General features: G+C 40.4%; 20 protein-coding genes. 12 read left to right on the forward strand and 8 right to left on the reverse strand.

The features are described from left to right. Window positions 1-21: 21 nt before the first annotated feature. The 4 genes from P5G49_RS13425 to P5G49_RS13440 all read right to left on the reverse strand — a co-directional run bounded on the left by P5G49_RS13425 (window position 22) and on the right by P5G49_RS13440 (window position 4,101). Entirely contained in the window at window positions 22-1,140 is a 1,119-nt protein-coding gene (locus P5G49_RS13425) for a 2-aminoethylphosphonate--pyruvate transaminase (protein ID WP_301244550.1), read from the reverse strand. 5 nt (window positions 1,141-1,145) lie between these two features. Beyond that, window positions 1,146-2,282, reverse strand: a complete 1,137-nt coding sequence (aepY, locus tag P5G49_RS13430; RefSeq protein ID WP_301244552.1) for a phosphonopyruvate decarboxylase — start codon at window positions 2,280-2,282, stop codon at window positions 1,146-1,148. 5 nt (window positions 2,283-2,287) lie between these two features. Next, the gene (gene aepX, locus P5G49_RS13435; protein ID WP_301244554.1) at window positions 2,288-3,187 is read right to left on the reverse strand and encodes a phosphoenolpyruvate mutase; all 900 of its coding nucleotides are present in this window, start codon (window positions 3,185-3,187) and stop codon (window positions 2,288-2,290) included. Between the two features lie 146 nt (window positions 3,188-3,333). Further along, window positions 3,334-4,101: a YheC/YheD family protein gene (locus P5G49_RS13440; RefSeq protein WP_301244556.1), complete on the reverse strand. Its 768-nt coding sequence runs from the start codon at window positions 4,099-4,101 to the stop codon at window positions 3,334-3,336. Between the two features lie 289 nt (window positions 4,102-4,390). Between P5G49_RS13440 and P5G49_RS13445 the strand changes: the two genes are divergently transcribed. The 6 genes from P5G49_RS13445 to P5G49_RS13470 all read left to right on the forward strand — a co-directional run bounded on the left by P5G49_RS13445 (window position 4,391) and on the right by P5G49_RS13470 (window position 8,776). Beyond that, window positions 4,391-5,272, forward strand: coding sequence for an ABC transporter ATP-binding protein (locus tag P5G49_RS13445; RefSeq protein ID WP_301244558.1), 882 nt, complete (start codon window positions 4,391-4,393; stop codon window positions 5,270-5,272). Beyond that, window positions 5,269-6,369: an ABC transporter permease subunit gene (locus P5G49_RS13450; protein WP_301244560.1), complete on the forward strand. Its 1,101-nt coding sequence runs from the start codon at window positions 5,269-5,271 to the stop codon at window positions 6,367-6,369. Before P5G49_RS13445 ends, P5G49_RS13450 begins: the two co-directional genes overlap by 4 nt. Before the next feature lies 1 nt (window position 6,370). Continuing rightward, complete coding sequence (locus P5G49_RS13455) at window positions 6,371-7,429, forward strand: ABC transporter permease (protein WP_301244562.1); 1,059 nt, start codon at window positions 6,371-6,373, stop codon at window positions 7,427-7,429. Window positions 7,430-7,486: 57 nt separating this feature from the next. Next, window positions 7,487-7,672, forward strand: a complete 186-nt coding sequence (locus tag P5G49_RS13460) for a hypothetical protein (protein ID WP_301244564.1) — start codon at window positions 7,487-7,489, stop codon at window positions 7,670-7,672. 115 nt (window positions 7,673-7,787) lie between these two features. Beyond that, window positions 7,788-8,462 carry a DNA alkylation repair protein gene (locus P5G49_RS13465; protein ID WP_301244566.1) on the forward strand — a complete coding sequence of 225 codons (675 nt, stop codon included), beginning with the start codon at window positions 7,788-7,790 and terminating at the stop codon, window positions 8,460-8,462. Window positions 8,463-8,491: 29 nt separating this feature from the next. Further along, window positions 8,492-8,776 (forward strand): hypothetical protein, encoded by a 285-nt coding sequence (locus P5G49_RS13470; RefSeq protein WP_301244568.1) that lies wholly within the window; start codon window positions 8,492-8,494, stop codon window positions 8,774-8,776. Window positions 8,777-8,833: 57 nt separating this feature from the next. On the opposite strand, the gene P5G49_RS13475 is transcribed toward P5G49_RS13470, so the two are convergent. After that, entirely contained in the window at window positions 8,834-9,979 is a 1,146-nt protein-coding gene (locus P5G49_RS13475) for a glycosyl hydrolase family 18 protein (RefSeq protein ID WP_301244570.1), read from the reverse strand. Window positions 9,980-10,101: 122 nt separating this feature from the next. Here P5G49_RS13475 and P5G49_RS13480 point away from each other — a divergent pair, with 122 nt between their 5' ends. Together P5G49_RS13480 and P5G49_RS13485 are read left to right on the forward strand one after the other, a co-directional pair. Then, window positions 10,102-10,602 carry a GNAT family N-acetyltransferase gene (locus tag P5G49_RS13480; RefSeq protein WP_301244572.1) on the forward strand — a complete coding sequence of 167 codons (501 nt, stop codon included), beginning with the start codon at window positions 10,102-10,104 and terminating at the stop codon, window positions 10,600-10,602. A 166-nt stretch (window positions 10,603-10,768) separates the two neighbouring features. Further along, window positions 10,769-11,386: an NUDIX hydrolase gene (locus tag P5G49_RS13485; protein ID WP_301244574.1), complete on the forward strand. Its 618-nt coding sequence runs from the start codon at window positions 10,769-10,771 to the stop codon at window positions 11,384-11,386. Between the two features lie 94 nt (window positions 11,387-11,480). On the opposite strand, the gene P5G49_RS13490 is transcribed toward P5G49_RS13485, so the two are convergent. Beyond that, complete coding sequence (locus P5G49_RS13490; RefSeq protein ID WP_301244576.1) at window positions 11,481-12,029, reverse strand: hypothetical protein; 549 nt, start codon at window positions 12,027-12,029, stop codon at window positions 11,481-11,483. 91 nt (window positions 12,030-12,120) lie between these two features. After that, window positions 12,121-13,191, reverse strand: coding sequence for a C40 family peptidase (locus P5G49_RS13495; protein WP_301244577.1), 1,071 nt, complete (start codon window positions 13,189-13,191; stop codon window positions 12,121-12,123). 175 nt (window positions 13,192-13,366) lie between these two features. On the opposite strand from P5G49_RS13495, the gene P5G49_RS13500 reads away from it, so the two are divergent. Together P5G49_RS13500 and P5G49_RS13505 are read left to right on the forward strand one after the other, a co-directional pair. After that, window positions 13,367-13,870, forward strand: a complete 504-nt coding sequence (locus tag P5G49_RS13500; RefSeq protein ID WP_301244578.1) for a hypothetical protein — start codon at window positions 13,367-13,369, stop codon at window positions 13,868-13,870. Between the two features lie 83 nt (window positions 13,871-13,953). Further along, window positions 13,954-14,598 (forward strand): vWA domain-containing protein, encoded by a 645-nt coding sequence (locus P5G49_RS13505; RefSeq protein WP_301244579.1) that lies wholly within the window; start codon window positions 13,954-13,956, stop codon window positions 14,596-14,598. A gap of 100 nt (window positions 14,599-14,698) precedes the next feature. On the opposite strand, the gene P5G49_RS13510 is transcribed toward P5G49_RS13505, so the two are convergent. Beyond that, window positions 14,699-15,346: a cupin domain-containing protein gene (locus tag P5G49_RS13510; RefSeq protein WP_301244580.1), complete on the reverse strand. Its 648-nt coding sequence runs from the start codon at window positions 15,344-15,346 to the stop codon at window positions 14,699-14,701. A 128-nt stretch (window positions 15,347-15,474) separates the two neighbouring features. Between P5G49_RS13510 and P5G49_RS13515 the strand changes: the two genes are divergently transcribed. Further along, complete coding sequence (locus P5G49_RS13515) at window positions 15,475-15,921, forward strand: DUF4362 domain-containing protein (protein ID WP_301244582.1); 447 nt, start codon at window positions 15,475-15,477, stop codon at window positions 15,919-15,921. Between the two features lie 120 nt (window positions 15,922-16,041). After that, window positions 16,042-18,084 (forward strand): catalase, encoded by a 2,043-nt coding sequence (locus P5G49_RS13520; RefSeq protein ID WP_301244583.1) that lies wholly within the window; start codon window positions 16,042-16,044, stop codon window positions 18,082-18,084. The last annotated feature ends 28 nt before the right edge of the window (window positions 18,085-18,112 follow it).

Here is an 18,112-nt window from a genome sequence, read left to right on the forward strand (position 1 = left end):
AAATAGCCCCTCATTTTCTATTTAGTGCTCAGGAAGATAACCTATGCGTTTAAGATACAGTTCAAGCAAGCTCAGGAAGTGATCAATATCATCTTTCGTAAGATCGCCTATATTCGCGACTCGAAAGGAATTCAAATCTTTAAGCTTTCCAGGATAAATAGTTATGCCGTTTGTGTAGAAATAATCATGCATGCTCTCGAAGTTATATGCAACACACACAGGCTCTACGATTGCGGTAACAATTCTTGAATGATGTTCGGGAGCGACAAGATGCGTTAATCGAAGTTTATTGATGCCAGCGACTAACGTTTTCCAGCACTCAGAATAGCGTGCATATCTTTCATTTACACCTTCTTCTTTTACTTCCATGATGGCTTGTTTTAATGCATACATTGTCTGAACGGGCGGGGTGAACCGCATTTGCCCTGTTTCCTTGAAATGTATATATTGATCATAAAGATTTAAGTAATAATTCCTTGGCCTTGTCTTCATTTCTTTCTCTACTTCATCTTTTTTTGCCACGACAAAAGAGACGCCTGCCATGCCTTGCAAGTTTTTATTGGAACTCGCCGCGAGATAACTGATGTTCATCTTGCTCATTTGAATGGGAATCGCGGCGAATGAACTCATGGCATCCACCATCATTGTTAAATTGTTTTCTTTGCAAATTAAACCAAGCAATTCAATATCATTTAATAAACCCGTTGTTGTTTCATTGTGCACAACAGCAAGATAGGAAACGGGCTGCGGCCGATTTCGGATAAATGATTGCAAATGATCGAACTGAATTGGCTGATCCACTGGACTAACATATTCAACCCAATCGAGCCGATATGCTTCTGCAATTTCACACATTCGTTTTCCATATGACCCATTATTAATGATAACGATAACCCCGTCAGTCATTACGGTACTCAAGATTGACTCTACTGCAGCGGTACCGGATCCACCAAACAGAATGGTTGTATAGTCCTCCGTATTTGCAACGAGACTCGTAAGTTCGGTAGATACCAAACGCATGATATCACCGAATTCTTTTTCGCGCGGGCAAATATCCGGGACGATCTGCGCGAATTTAACCGTATCCGTTGTCGTAGCAGGACCTGGATTTAATAATATATTTCTTTTAAATTTCCGCATGCCACTCATCCTTTTTCGTTGATGAATTGTTGAAGTCGTATTTTCACTTCATGAGGCGTAACTTGAGGGCGACCAAGGTTTTGTTTAGATCCTGTTCTAATTTTAAGATGAAGGAAAGTAAGTCCTTTTGTCTTTTTCCATTTTTGTATTTCTTTTTCGAGTTCTTTTAGATTATGAATATACAATGATTTTTCGTATCCGCAAGCGGCCGCGATGTTGACAAAGTTTACATTATGAGAAACGGTGCGTTGCCCTCCCGTTGAGTCGTGGGTTTGATTATCTAAAAGAATATGCAGCATATTTTCGGGTTGATAGGTACCGTTTGTCGATAGACTTCCCATTCGCATAAGCAAGGAACCATCTCCGTCAATGACAACTACATTGAGTTCTTTTCGAGTAAGCGCTAATCCTAATCCAAGGGAACTAACACACCCCATGGAACCAACCATGTACAAGTTGTTCGAGGAATCTTCCACTTCATAAAGTTCTCTACCCGTTTTTCCTGTTGTTGCAAGATGTACGGTTTTCCCATCTTTACACTGATTAATCACTTGCAATGTTACAATTCGACTTGGTAGTTCATCAAAGGAAGTTTTTTCAATTTTTGACTTATTTATATGAATGGCTTCTTCCTCGAGTTTCAAGCTCTCTTTTTCAAATGTGTTTTTTTTGACTACAAAGAAAAAAGGTTGTTCTTTTTCAACCCACTCGTTAGCCGTTTTAAGTTGTAACTTTGCTTCGCTGAAATTACTTGATAAGTATTGCCATTTTATTTGCATAAGGTCTAATAATTGAGTTGTGATTTGTCCCATTAATTCATGCTGAGGTTCGTCAATCAAACCTGGTTCTCCTCGCAGACTAACAAACCCAAGCACGGGTAATTGAAACGGATAAGTTAAAGATGTAAGGGGAGAGACAGCATTTGTGAGGCCAGAGTTTTGCATGAGTACTACTGATTTCTTTCCTCCTAAGGAGGCCCCTGATGCGATTGCGATTGCATCTCCCTCATTTGCAGCAGCAATATAGTTACATTCATTGATCGAGTAGTTAATAAGACTTTTTAAAAATGAGCAGGGGACCCCGCTATAAAAGTTAAAACCATGTTTTTTAAGTTCATGACCAAATTCACTTGTGTTCAACATATAAATCACTCCGTCTCCGGGGGTGATGGGTTAGTCAATGGTAAATATTTCATCTCCGCAATTTGAAGTTCCTTTGCGTTTTGGAGTCTAAAAATTTCATTTACATTAGCGATTGAATTCTCAACTTGATGTAGACTCCCATCTTTTTGGATTTGCTTTGAAACGTTTTGCATAGCCGTAATCGATGCTCTTAAATTATGGTTAGCCCAAATTACCGCGTTTACTCCTGATTTTACGAATTCAGAAGTTGGTGTCGAATAATACATTGTTGGAACGATCAATACTGGATGTCTCCTGTTCCACTCTTTCATAAAGTCTGCTATTTGTTCGAAATCGGAATTTTTACTGTGGATAAGAATCGCATCGGCACCAGCTTGTCGGTATGCCTCTGCACGAGCAAGGACTTCTTTTATTCCCCATCCTGCAATAAAAGCTTCAACCCTTGCAACAACTATAAAATCATCATCCATTTGCGTATCTTTCATAGCTTTTATTTTTCCGCAAAACTCTTCAATTGGGGCGAGGGGCTGAGCCGTTCCGTTAATAAAAGAGTTTGTTTTAGGAAATAGTTTATCTTCTATGCATACACCGGCGATACCGATTTGCTCTAGTTTTTTAACCAACCTTCTAGCGTTGTTGAAATTTCCATATCCTGTATCTCCATCTACAAGTATTGGGATTGTCGTAGCATCGCTCATGAACTCAAGAATATCGACTACCTGTGTCCATGAAGCTTCATTATTATCACGTAGCCCCATGGACGCCGATATCGAAAGTCCACTAGCCCAGATTCCTTTAAAACCTGCTTCCTCAACGATTTTTGCAGATAAACCATTGTGAGCTTCCATTAAAAATTCAAGTTGTTGTGAGTTCAGTAAATTCTTTAATTTAGTCGTTTTCTTCAATTCTATCCCTACCTTGATTTCCTTTAATTGATGTACGAGTACCTTTATTAACATATGTAGGGATTTAGTATATTGACAGGGCAGGTTGTCCCTTAAGCCGGGTGCTAAGACATTTAATCCGTTGATTTCTCTAACTCGTCCAATCCTTATTCACTTTGCAATTTACGTATTTCCATAATTCGTCTCCAAATTTCCTTATTCTCTATTTTCGCGAATGACCGGATGCTTGGTGTCGTATTCACTTCAAATAAAATCGGTGTTCCATTTTGATCGACACCAAAGTCCATTCCATAATCTCTACAAGGCAAAGCGGAATGGATTACCTTCGCAGCTGCGATTGCAATTTCTTCGATTTTCTTTACGATATTCTCTTGATTGTCACTAAATCTCGTTTGTGCTAATACGTCGGAAATGGGAATTACTTGAGCGCCCCTATGGGAATTTACAATCCCGCTTTCTGTTTCTGTACCTGTTGAAATGGCTGCATACATTCCGCCAATCAACCAGTTGCTATTTAGTTTTTGGGTATGAACCCGAATCACAAAAGGTAATCCATCTTCGGTGATGCTTTGAATCTTTTCTTGAATGATATAAAGACCGCTTAATCTATTTAACTTTAAAAATGGATGAAGAAGCTGCTGAATTTCATTCATTCCGGATACGTACTTTTGTACGGGTGTTCCCTGAATTGTAAATCCATTTACGTAGAACTTCCCGCCATCATTTTTGTGGATTTTCAAAATTGCCCTCCCCTGGCCCGTCGTATCATGTTTAACATAGACTGCCTGATAGCGGTTCAATAAATCATCCAAACTATTCTCGCTGTATAGAACCGTTTCTGGAATATGTTTTGCAACTAATGAATCTTGTCGCAATAATAAACTTTGCTCCCATTTCCCCATTGCTTTCTTCATGCACTCATCTCCTATCATCCTATTTTATTCATGCGGAAGTTAAGGTGCCTGTGCGGAGTTGTAAAGGTACCTGTGTGAGAAACTATTCCAATAATGCACTACAATTGCATAAAAAAGAAAATGAAACACTGTCAAATCAACAGGTGGTTCTTGATGAATGTTTTATTATACATTTTCGTGAATTGTCATAAATGTGTAACGCACAGGTACCTTTACAATTCCTTTTTAACATCCGAATTTTCAAAATGGTATGGTAACATATGGGTAAGGTATAGGGAGGGGGAGGACAATGGCTATTTTAGCTGTTCACGATCTATCGAAAGTTTATAAGAGTCACCAAGTACTTGATAATATCAGTCTTACGATTGATGCACCTGGGATTTGGGCGTTGGTTGGTCCGAATGGGGTTGGGAAAACGACGTTCCTTAATGTTGTCACGAATATTCTTCCAGCCACATCCGGGAGTGTCGATTTAATGGGGAAGTCAAATAAGGACCCGTCTGTTTTTAAGGAAGTTGCGTTTCTTCAGGATAATACGGTCCTATTTGATTATTTAACAGGCTATGATCATCTGAAATACATTTGTGATGTGCAGAAAATCCCAAAAAAGAGGGTCAATGAAGTGACGGAGTATGTTGGCATGGAAGGCTATCTCAAGAAGACGGTCGGCAACTATTCTCTTGGGATGAAACAGCATTTGCTGTTAGCGATGGCACTTATTAATGAGCCGAAACTTTTGCTGTTAGATGAACCGTTAAATGGTTTGGATCCGACGAGCGCCATTTTAATGCGGGGAATTCTATTGGAGCTTGCAGAGAAAGGGACGACCATCCTTTTATCATCACATAATCTATCGGAAATTGACCGTGTGACAAAACAGATTTTATTCCTAAAGGACGGCAAACTGACTGAAGTCGATATGAATAAATTTGAAAATACGTACTATGAATTTGCGCTTTCTAATAATGAGCTTGCTCATCGTATCTTGAAAGAGCGTGGGTATGATGTGGAAATTGCTTCCGATAAGACCCGAATTCAATTGGGGAATGACCAATTAGATAAAGTAATTGACCTCATTAAAGGTGGAGAAATTCAAATTTTAGATATACAAAAAGAAATAACGGGATCGGAAAAGTTGTACAAAGAGATCTTTTCAGGAGTTAGCTCATGAACAAGGTCTTATTTGAGTGGAAAAAAATCACTCGTCTTAAAGTGTTTCTGATTTTTTTACAGCTCACGTTCGTCTTTGTTTTCGGTTTGTATTTCTATAACCATATGTCACAGGATCAAATTAAAGTAAAAAAGACCGAGCATTTTACGGAACTACGTAAAAATGTTAGCCGCCAGCTTCTTCAGGCGGAGGAAGAACAGAAAAGAAGACCATCCATGGGGCTTAGTGGGCAATTGCATTTTGGTGCGGAACTTTCCGCTAAGTTACAACAATTGATCGGCACCATTCAAAGCGGCGACTGGCGGGCTGAGTTGCAGACGGAAATTGATGTATATGATACCGCCATACAGTACATCGTTTATGATGGTGCATATTTCGGAGTAAGTTTAATTGATATGGAGCTAATCACTAAGCTAAATGAGGAATTACTGAAGAGAAATTTACCAAAGGAAGATTTTGATCTATCCATCCAGACCTCAATCTTCATGAAGAAAGTCGTTTCGTTAGTCATGAATCCTGTAGGTTTTGTCATGCTGCTATTCGTTTTAGGCCTTATTGTGACAAAGGAATTTGATGATAATACGATCCGGCAAGTGTTGACATTACCAATGACAAGAATAGAGTATATGTTCATCAAATTCATTACGATCGTTTCTGGGGGAGTACTTTGGCTTGCGCTGATTTTCGGAAGTTCTTATCTATTAGGTGAACTAATAGGCCGCTCGGAAGGGAACATTTTTCAATATCCGATTTATACGAACCAAGATACGTTTATTAGTTCAGGAAAGTATTTAATAGATGCTGTCTTGTATAGCTTCAGCTTTATGACGTTTTCTGTAGGATTGCTTCTGTTTTTAGCGTATGCATTCCGTAATACAATCGTCACGTTTTCTGCTTTGCTTTTTATCATGGCTGGTGGGTGGCTGCTTACCAGTTATGGGGTTCAAAATATGTTTAATCCATTCACGTATCAAATGGTAGACCAAGCCATTTTGCAAACACCACACTATTTCCCAGCAGGTATAGCAGTCTTAGGTGTGGCACTGTTGGCATTGTTAGTGGCTACAATAATGGTCAACCGAAAGCGGGGGATGTGACATGAAGTACTTTCTTTTTGAATGTAAAAAGATGCTCAAGAAGAAATCGATTTGGGTTGCGATCATACTATCGGTCGTGGCGATGGCGGTGTTTTATTTCTTTAATTATTCTGTAGCAGAACGAGTCCATAAGACTCGAATGCTAGATTTGGAAACAAGTCAAATCGATTTTCCTGAAAAACTTGCAAAGGATCGGATAGCTCTTGAAGAGGCAAAGAAGGCCGGAGATAGCGCAAAGGTTCTTGATTTAGAGCGTGGGATTAGTATCTATGAAAAAATGCTTGAAGAAAAAAAGTTTCAATGGAACAACATTATAGATGGTAATTGGGCAGCAATTTCGGAAAAGCAGTATGAACAGTTGAATTACTTTGCGGTAACCTCTAAGAGCCAGAACTTTCCTGTGCACTCGATTATGGATCAACACGTTTCGATGTTTACGGTAAGGGCATCCGCGGAAGAGAGAAGGCTTGTGGCGGAAATAGGGGTTGAACCTTTCGTGCAGTGGGATTACTATGCCCCTTATCATCCAACCGCCTACGATAACCATGACGGCAAGGTATTGGAAATGTGGGAATTGGGTACGAAACGCTACGGGAAGCAGGGGTTCTACTTTTTATATCAAATTATCCCCGCCTTCATTATCCCGTTCATTATTCTAATTGGCTGCTTTGTCTTTGGAAATAACGTTTCCTCCGAAGCGACGAAGAAAAAAAGAGGCTTGAATTTGTATGCGGTTCTTCCTTTAAAAAGAGGACAGCTCTTTTTCTCAAAATATTTCAGCGGACTAGTGTTCACGGTGGTTTTTGTTGTATTTATTCTGTGCGTGCCATTGATCTCAAGTTTGTTCACATCGGGTGTTGGGAGTTTGCAATATCCGGTATTGGTTTATGATGGTCCGATTGAAAGCCCGTTTGGATTTGAATCGACCATTTTAAATGAATGGACGGATGAATTTCATTTTATTACTTTAGGGGAGTATTTCAGTACAGTTCTGCTTTTAACGGTAGTTTTGATTGTTTTCATGTTTTCGATTTATTACCTCCTTTCGCTATTTTTTTAAAATCCGACGGTCAACGCAGCGATATTGCTTATTGGTACGTTCTTCGGGATGACTATTTTGCCAAAGGCGCCCTTCAATCCATTCACGTATGTAGATATTCATAGAGTCGTAAATCGGGAATTTGCAGTCGTTAATTTCAACGAGGCAATAAAAGTGGGCAACGGGTTGATGGTTTTAGGTGCGATTGGTGTTATAGCAATTGTGTTATGTTATATGAGATTTAGAAAATATGTAGTTGAATAATTTGTTTGAGGCGTCCCCATTATAAATAATATAGAGGGGGAGCCTCACTATTGAAAAGTGTGGGATAAACATGGTCACTGAAGGCGGATATCTAAAGGAAGTGGAGGTATTGACGGTGAAAAAGGCATGGAATCATCAAGGAATCATTGAGAAATTCCAAGCGAACAGGAATGAGGAGCAAGCAGGTCCGATGAAAGCATATATGAAGAACCATTTCCCGTTTTTGGGGATCAAAAGCCCTTTGCGCAAGTCGTTGCTGCGGGAACAATTCCTTGAATATGAATTGCCCGAGCCTGCTGCACTTTTTTCAGAGGCTTGGAAGCTATACGAGTTGCCGGAGCGTGAATATCAATATGCAGCAATCGCGCTGATAGATAAGATGAAAAAGCATTTGACGACGGAGGATTTTCCAGTACTACGTCAGTTTATTGAAACAAAGTCCTGGTGGGATAGTGTGGATTCGGTAGCGCCGACTTTCGTTGGACAGCTCGTTAAACTTGATAGAAATTATGGCGAAAAGGTTATGCTTGACTGGTCGAATTCGGATAATATGTGGACAAACCGTTCTGCGATTCTTCATCAGTTAAAGTTTAAGGATCAAACCGATATCGACTTGTTGTTCCACATTGTTCAGCAGCATGCCGATTCGAATGAGTTTTTCATACAAAAGGCGATTGGCTGGGCTTTGCGGGAGTATGCTAAAACGGATCCCGAAGTTGTTAAGCGATTTGTAGGGGAGACTACATTAAAGCCATTAAGCCGTCGTGAGGCACTAAAGCATATTAACTAATTTATGAAATTGATTGGGAACTTAAAGGTTTGATAACAGCCGTGGGAATTACATATTGGTTGGCCGGTCAATCGACAGAAGATTCCATTCCCCGGGAAATACCGACACTATCTGATGTTTACAATTATGGAAAGCGGAAAGAGTCGTTTGAATTTGTCGAAAAAGACCTTTCTGTGTATGAGGCCGATGACTATTTCAAACGTGCGATTACAAGGGGTACTCGTTTGGAGGCATTACTCATTACCGAAAATGCTAAACCCGAAGAGGAATTGATTGGAATCATAACACCTTTTGATTTATTGAAAATAAAATGAGTGTAAAAAAACAGTAGAAAGTTCAGTACGACACTGAATCTCCTACTGTTTTTCAATTCACTCCACTCTTTTCCGTATCGTGAAATTATCTCCAAGTAATAGCCAGTTTTGAGGGAAAGGATATCCAAGCACCCAATAACTGATGCCCCGAAGTTTATAGGCTTTTACCATATCGAATTTCGCTTGTGCACTGCGGGCATCTTCAAACCAGACTTCGTGGGTGCGTCCCTGCGAATCGACGTAACGGAAAAACGGGGCTTGAGCAGTTTGATCATATTGAATGGCAACTTGGTGTTGAATGGCCCTACGGACCGCTTCCTGTGAGCTGAATGTTTCGGCTTCAGACCCTTGGACGAAAGGAAGAATCCAGTCCCGTGCATAAATTTGAAAGCCGAACAGAATCTTGTCTCTTGGAATAACTGTAACAGCGTAGTCAAGCACCTTTTTTATTTCATTGAGTGGAGAAATTGCTTGAGCAGGTCCTTTTCGATAGCCCCATTCATAGGTCATCAACACAACAAAGTCGACAATCCTACCATGCGCTTCATAGTCATGCGCCTCATAGAGTAATCCTTTTTGTTCACTACTTGTTTTGGGGGCAAGCGCTGAAGATACAGAGTATCCTTCCGGATGTAACCGGTCGACCGCAAGTTGCAAAAACTGATTGTAATGCTCCCGGTCTGCAGGGTACACATTTTCAAAATCAATATTTAACCCCTGATAACCTTTTTCTTTCATGACAGCGAGCACATTTGTAATGACTTTTTCTTGAAGTTCACTACTTGAAAGTATAGTATGCGCAGTGTCGGATCCGGCAGCTGTAGCACTGAAATTTGTTATCGCCATTATAGGTACAACTCGTTCCGCAAAAGCGGATTTTAGCATTTCTGTATCATCGAGAGTAGATAAGGTGCCATCCTCTTTCACACTATAAACAAATGGCATCCAATAGGTGAGGTACTGGCCAACTTCCTGAATTTCCCGAGCGCCTGTTTCTCCAGTATTGATTGTATAGGCATTCACATCAATGACCGGCTTCGGAACGGTTGATTGGGAAACGGTCGGGATGACAAGAGCTTGACCAACCACCAAAGCATTCGGGTTTTCCAATTGGTTAGCTTCGATTATCTGATCCATTGTAACGCCGTACTGATGGGAAATACCCCATACAGAGTTCCCTTGTTTAACAACATGAATTTGCAATCCACTTCTCTCCTTACTGTTCATCTCCTTTAGGGTATTCGAATTGTATTTGGGATGTTATCACTTTTGAGAAATCGTAGTCGATTACGTGATAAAATGTACATTAGAGTGGGGGGATTTGAATGCGTCTTGAAAGGCCATCATTGAAATGGAAATCGGAACATATTGCCTATTTGAAGGAATGGGATGAAGCCAAGGTGAATCCAAGTAGTTTTCGGTTGAAAAAGGATTTTCCTTACGAAGATTACCTTGAAGAGTTGAAGGAAGAAGAAGCCGGGAAAAACAACAGGGTGCCAAATTCGAATTACTTCCTTATAGACGAGAACAATCGAATTTTAGGAGCAGTTACTATCCGGCATTTCCTGAGTGATTATTTACGCAATGTAGATGGCCATATCGGTGCTGGGATCCGTCCATCTGAACGTCGAAAAGGGTATGCGACGTTTCTTCTTTCCGAAGCATTGAAAATAACGGATCAGTTAGGAATCCGCTCAGTATTGGTCACTTGCAATGAAGATAATATCGGTTCGGCAGCTGTCATTATAAAGAACGGCGGAGTGGAAGATGAAAGCTTTACAGAACCGCATGGAAATGTTGTGAGGAGATTTTGGATTGAACGGTGAAGGTTAGCTGAGTCCACGCTGAGAACTCTCGCGTGGGCTTTCTACATTCTTTCGCGCCGGAACGAGTTCCCTTCCTAATTTACTTGCCCCTCTTCTGAAAACATCCTAATTATTGATATAATAGAGAGAGTCAGCTGAGTATTGTTGTGAAAGGTGGGATGATTTTATGGATCAGGAAAAATGGAAAGAACGATTGCTTACGAATGGAGAGTTATTCATCGGTGAGAAGACTGCTTTCCGTTCGGCCATATTGATTCCTCTTGTTCAAGTGGAAGGGGAGTGGTCTGTGTTGTTCGAAGTTCGTTCCTCAATGATGAGAACGCAACCCGGCGACATTTGCTTCCCGGGCGGCCGGATTGACCCGACCGACGAATCTCCTCTATATGCAGCTTTACGGGAAACGCATGAAGAGCTTGGAGTGAATCCGGATACTGTGAAAGTGTTAGCGCCATTAAGTCCATACATTGCTTCTCCATCATTTGTCGTCTATCCATTTGCCGGAATCGTAGACTATGAGAAAATCATTCAATTCTATAATAAAAACGAGGTTGAAGAGGTGTTTACTGTCCCGCTTCAATGGCTATTAGAGCACGAGCCATATATGCACGAGGTTCAAGTGGATATGTCGCCTTGTATAAATTTCCCGTACGATAAGATTCGGAACGGGGCCAACTATCAATGGAGGGCGCGCTCTGTGGAAGAATGGTTTTTCGAGTATGAAACCTATACGATTTGGGGAATGACGGCGCGAATTTTGAAGCATTTTATTGATAGTATTCGCTGATAGATAGAATGGACATAATTGCTGTGTAAAGGCATTACACATCAGGAGATAAATCAAGCGCTCGTCTGCGAGCGCTCGTTTATCTCACGGGATATTAATCCAGTCCTCCATTAAGCAAGCTTTTCAACACTTTTTTGTCTCCAATATATGATAACTTAGCGATTTTGTCGTCGCGCATAATCGCGATGCCTGTTAACTCTATTTCTGTTTTATTCCCATTTTTATTTAGATAATCTAAATTGACAGTGAAATCATAATTCGTCGGAGTCACTTCGTTTTGCTCTACTTCGACATTGTTCACCTTCAATTGATAATTGAACTTATCGGCTGAATCATGGAATATGGCAAATTCATTCATCATCACGTATTGCATAAAAGTGCTTTCAGTAAAATAAGCTGCGTATGTTTCCTTCAAATAGTTGTTGTACTCCTCAAATCCTTTCTCATCTTCCTCTAAACTATCCGATATGTAATTATGGAAAATCGCATTTTCATCTGGCGCATTCAATTGTAGTCCGACCACCGTTTTGATATTTTCCTTGATACTTTCCTGCTCATCGGATTTTGAACAACTTGCAAATAAAAGGCCGATTATCAATAAAAACAGAACCAACCCCGTCTTGCGATGAGAATTCTTTTTCATTATCATCTCACTCCCGGTTTAGAATTTTCAGTTCTGTAATTATACGGCTCAAATATGGTATTAGTTTCGTTTTATGCCCTGCAGATACCACTTATTTCAAGTACCTTCTCGCTCCGGCATACTCAGATTTATAAGGTTCAGCGTTCATCGAAATAATTTCCAAAGCCCTTGAATAGTTAGGGGCGTGAATCATTTGCCCATTCCCAATATACATAGCAACATGGTGAACAGCACCTTTACCTTTATCATAGGCAAAGAATACTAAATCACCAGCCTGTAAATTGTTTTTGGAAACAACGACTCCATGCTTTGCTTGAACGGAAGAATCTCTTGGAATTAAAATGCCGTGTTGTTTATAGACACTATACGTGAAGCCGGAGCAATCAAATCCATATGCCGAAGTCCCGGCCCATAAATAGGGCAGCCCCAAGAATCTTTTTCCTGTTTCGACTAAATCCTGTCGTGTCGGATTGGATATACTTTCATAATCAGAAAAGACATTAACATATTGCTTTTGAACATATTTTATTCCATTTTGCGGTGTTTGAACTTGAATCCAGTTTTTATCTACTTTACGAACTGGTAAGATCGTATTGAAACTTACCTCTAAGAACTTCGAATTGCTGGAAGTGGAATTATATAGATTCGCTTTGTTCGCGGTTACTATTGCAATATCACATCCCTCGTAGTTTAAATAGGTTTCTGCGATATGGGATTTTGGCACCCAGTTAGGATACCCGTTGCTGTTTTTAGGACTTGATTGATCGATAATCGCGATCTTATACCAATCGCCCTTACTTTCCAAAATCATGACTTCTTGTCCGTATAATGCTTGCGTATCAATTTTTCCAAGTAGCCAAAGCTTCTGTTGGTGATTCATATCCTTTGTCCAAGCAGATAAATCGACAGGAGTGGAAATGGAAGGATGATCTACCGTTCGTGTTGCATTTGGGGTTGCCCATAAGGTCGTAACCGCTACATTAACAATATGTATTTTTGTATTGTTAGTTTTAAAACACGTATTTCTTTGTTCACCAGAATTTCCAATTGGATAACCGCCAATGATTCCTTCCCAAGCAGAACTACCTGCAGCGAAACTCGTTGCTGTATTCATAAAAAGAAATAGAAAAAACAATAGTAAAAAGAAATGCTTTTTCCTCAAACTAACTCCACCTCTACTTGAAATATTTCTATCTACTTACCTGCCATTTATCAAATTAATGAGTATATTCTTACTAACATCAGTATAAATTGGATTTTTAAGCAATACAATCAAATTTTCTGATAGACTCAAAGGTAAAAGAGGTAAGGTAAATATAAAAGAAGGGAGATAACACATGCCACTGTCAGAGAAACTCATGAAATTGATCTCGCAATACATCGATGATAACCTTGTCGAAGAATTTATCTTTCATGAGATTGAAAGTGAATATGATTTTCAAAAAATGGAAGCACCAATTCGGGAGAGTAGTCGAAGCCTAAGTGATGTTGTGATGCAATTGGATGAAACATTTTCCCAGCGTTTGCTCCGTTGGATCGATGAAAAAGGGATGACGGATGCGGAAACCTATAAACGGGCGAATGTGGATCGGAAACATTTTTCGAAGATCCGCAAAGATATCGATTACCGACCAAGCAAACCAACTGCCATAGCGTTGGCACTTGCCTTGCAATTAAATTTGGACGAAACGAAAGATTTATTGCTGAAGGCGGGATTTGCTCTTTCACCAAGCAGTAAGTTCGATCTGATCATCGAGTACTTTATCACTGAAGAAAACTATGATCTATTTAAAATTAATGAAGCATTATTCGCTTTCGATCAAAATCTGTTAGGAGTATAGATATTTGTCGCTTGGTAGGCGACATTAAGGCTAATCCTAAATGTTATCCTTACCGTATACCAATGGTTTGGGAGGATAATGACATGAAAAAGGGATTAACGGAACTGGTATTTATTCTCGATAGAAGTGGCTCGATGAGCGGATTGGAAAGCGACACAATCGGCGGCTATAATGCGATGTTGGAGAGACAGAAAAAAGAACCTGGTGAAGCTGTAATCACGACAGTCCTTTTTGACGATGATTATGAATTGCTGCATGATCGTATTAACCTTCGGGGCATTGAACCAATCACGGAGAATGAGTATTTTGTGAGGGGGACAACTGCGCTTTTAGACGCGGTGGGAAAAACAATCCTTAAAACAAGCAATGCGCAAAAGCGTACTGCAGAAGAGGGACGCGCCGAACATGTAATGTTTGTTATAACTACAGATGGAATGGAAAATGCGAGTAGGGAATTCAACTATGAAAAGGTTCGCAACTTAATTAAGCATCATAAGACTAAGCATGGTTGGGAGTTTCTATTTCTTGGTGCGAACATCGATGCCATTGCAACTGCAAATCTCTATGGAATCAACGAAGACAGGGCAACTAATTATCATGCGGACAGTGATGGAACTCTGTTGAATTATGAAGTAATCAGCGAAACGATCAGTTCGTTGCGGGCGCATAATGAAATTGCAGTAAACTGGAAAGAGCGGATTGAAGTGGATTATAGTATGCGTGAGTAAATAAGTTGCGTAATTATTGTATAGTGATGGAATAAAATGTATATCTACAAATAAAAAAGAGCCATTTCGGCTCTTTTTTCATTCTGCAAAACACTATAAATCATCTTCTGTAAAACGGTGTTTGTGGATAACGGGCTGGGTAATAGGTAGGGGGATAGGATGGATAGCTTGGTGGGTAAGTGTGTTCTTGATTCCCATTGGCATCCCCGAGTTTATTGCAATCTTTCGGTGGTCCAATAATGACAGTATCTTTGATGGGCGAAAGTGCTTGTTGAATCTGCCTTTCATCCAGGCAGTAAGCATTGGCGAATTCTTGAGGCGGCGTCAAACGAAGGATGTCAGATCCCCAGACAGTTTCAAGCTTATGTGTGTCATAAATGGTAAGGACATGTGTGTCATCAACGCTTGCCGTAAAAAAATGCCACCATCCTTGCGGGATATTTACAACTTGCTGAGGACGGATTCTGTAACTCTTCAATTCTTTTGTTGTTGGATTAATCATCGAAACAATTGTTTCCCCAGTAATACAGTAAATCACTTCGGATGCATTGAAATGATAATGAGGCTCAACACCATTTTCAGCACTTAAAAACACATCAAGTAATAAAGTGTCGCCAAGCGTTTTCATTTGTTCATTACCTAAAACATTTATATAGTTATCGTCATTTTTAGTGAAAAAACGACTTTGTGCCAAATCGAAGGCGTAATGCAATTTTGGATCTTTGAAATCCACATGCTCCTTACTCAAAAACAAATCCTCCTTTATGAATAATCATCATATCCATAAACTATGCGATTGTCCCGGGGGGTGTGCTAAGAAAGCCGGTTTACGCATATCTTGAAGGCGAGGCATGCAGTATGTCCAGGGGGGATGAAATGCAAAAAATAATGTATCTTCTTTTAATGTTAATGAGCAGCCTCTTATCTGCCGATTCGTATGATAGTGAAAAAGCGGTAAAAAATGGGGATGTCATCAATATGCATGGGCCAATTTACAATTTTGCACGATTCGAGGAATTTCTTGATGTCGTCAAGGAAGGGAATATAGCAGATGTCCGAATTACGAACTATGCAATAGATGGAAATCCGACTTTGTACAATCTAACCTTCGATGGGACTGTATTCCATTTGGAAATCGATCAATCAAAAAATAAGAACCGGGGGGACAGCCCGAATAATGTTAGACTGTCATGTAACGAGCTTGTAAGAGAGGTAGGGCAGCAGTTATATATTTACACACTAAAAGAATGTCAGAACTCCACAACAGATAGTTTCAATCTCCTTAACATCTTGAAAGAGCAGGAAGATAATCATGAACATTAATCTTGGGCACGTACCCACCGAAAAGTTCACTCCGTAGAATAGAGGGCTGGTAATCATCACTAATGCCCATCGCTATTCATATATATAGATAGTGCCTAAAATTAGTGAAAAGGGGATTTCATGGAGAATAATAAAAATCCAAAGGAAGCGCAACTTGAACAGTTCCGAGTCAATAACTATGGAAAGAAAATGACGACAAACCAAGGGCTGAAAGTTTCTGATGATGAAAATTCATTGAAGGCGGGTGTGCGCGGGCCGACATTGTTAGAAGATTTCCATCTTCGTGAGAAGATCACGCATTTCGACCATGAGCGGATTCCAGAAAGGGTTGTCCATGCGAGGGGGTTTGCTGCACACGGCGAATTTGAGTTATTAAAATCCATGAAAGAATTTACAAGGGCGAAATTCCTTCAGGATGTAGGTTCCAAAACTCCACTATTCATCCGTTTCTCAACCGTTGTCGGCAGTAAAGGTTCCGCCGATACGGTAAGGGACGTACGCGGGTTTGCTATCAAGTTTTATACCGAAGAAGGAAACTTCGATCTCGTCGGAAATAATATACCTATCTTTTTCATACAAGACGCCATAAAGTTCCCTGATATGGTGCACGCCATCAAGCCTGAACCGCATAATGAAATTCCGCAAGCTTCATCCGCCCATGATACATTCTGGGATTTTGTCGCAAATAATCAAGAGTCGGCCCATATGATTATGTGGCTAATGTCAGATCGGGCTATCCCAAGAAGTTTCAGGATGATGCAAGGTTTTGGTGTCCATACATTCCGCTTTGTCAATGAGGATGGGAAAGCGAAATTCATAAAATTTCACATCAAGCCATTTCTTGGCGTCCATTCGCTCGTCTGGGATGAAGCCCAAAAGATTGCCGGAAAGGATCCGGATTTCCATAGACGTGACCTTTGGGAAAACATAGAGCATGGCAATATCGTTGAGTATGGAATCGGTGTACAAATGATCGATGAAGAAGACGAGTTCATGTTTGACTTTGATATTTTGGATGCAACGAAGATTTGGCCAGAGGAATTAGTGCCTGTCCAGATGTTCGGCAAAATCACATTAAATCAGAATGTATCAAATGTATTTGCAGAAACAGAACAAGTCGCAATGCATCTTGGCAATATCGTGCCGGGCATCGATTTCACGAACGATCCGCTTCTACAAGGAAGACTTTTTTCATATTTGGATACCCAACTTCTTCGTCTTGGTGGACCAAATTTCACCGAAATTCCAATTAACCGCCCAGTCTGTCCTTTCCATAATAATCAACGAGATGGGTTTAGCCGCCAGCGAATCGATGTCGGGCAGGTCGCCTACCATAAAAATTCACTCGCCGGGAATACTCCGTCTACTTCCAGTTGGAAAGAAGGGGGATATGTCCATTACGCCGAGAAGGTTGAGGGACGCGTCATTCGAGAGAGAAGTGATTCTTTCCTAGACCATTTTTCGCAAGCCAGACTTTTTTGGAACAGCATGACGAAACCGGAAAAGGAACATATTACCGATGCTTTCATTTTCGAAGTCGGGAAAGTGAATTCGGCTGATGTCAGGCAGCAAGTTGTCGATATGTTTGTCAATGTGGATGTTGGATTGGCAACGGCGATTGCTGATGCGGTCGGTGTTAACCGCCCGAATGGTCAACAAGTAAATGTAACAGCTTCATCACCAGCCCTCAGCCAATCAAATACGCCAAAATATCCATACACACTCAGAGTCGGAGTTTTAATTGGCAGCGGTTTCAACGGTAATGAAGTGAAGGCAGTCGTCAATACATTATTCCAGAATGGCGTCGCAGTCGACATTGTTGGTGAGCAATTAGGCAGCCTCATGGGTGCCGATGGAGTGAAAGTCGTATTAAATAAAACGTTCCTAACTACTTCGCCTGTCCTTTACGATTCATTATATGTAGTTGGAGGAAAAGCGGAGAATCAAGCGAAATTCAATAACGATATTGAAGAATTCATCAATGAAGCGTATCGTCATTACAAACCGATTGGTGTTGCTTCGACAGGGGAAACCATTTTCAACAATTCCAAAGCGAAAATAGGACCTGGCATCGTAATCGCCTCAAACTCGGGAACCGATTTCCCGAATGATTTCATTCAAGCTATCACAGAACAGCGCTTTTGGGACCGTACAATCTATTAAAATAGAAAGAACGCGATAAAGGGCGTGT

It is taken from the genome of Sporosarcina highlanderae (assembly GCF_030433715.1).
Classification (GTDB): domain Bacteria; phylum Bacillota; class Bacilli; order Bacillales_A; family Planococcaceae; genus Sporosarcina; species Sporosarcina highlanderae.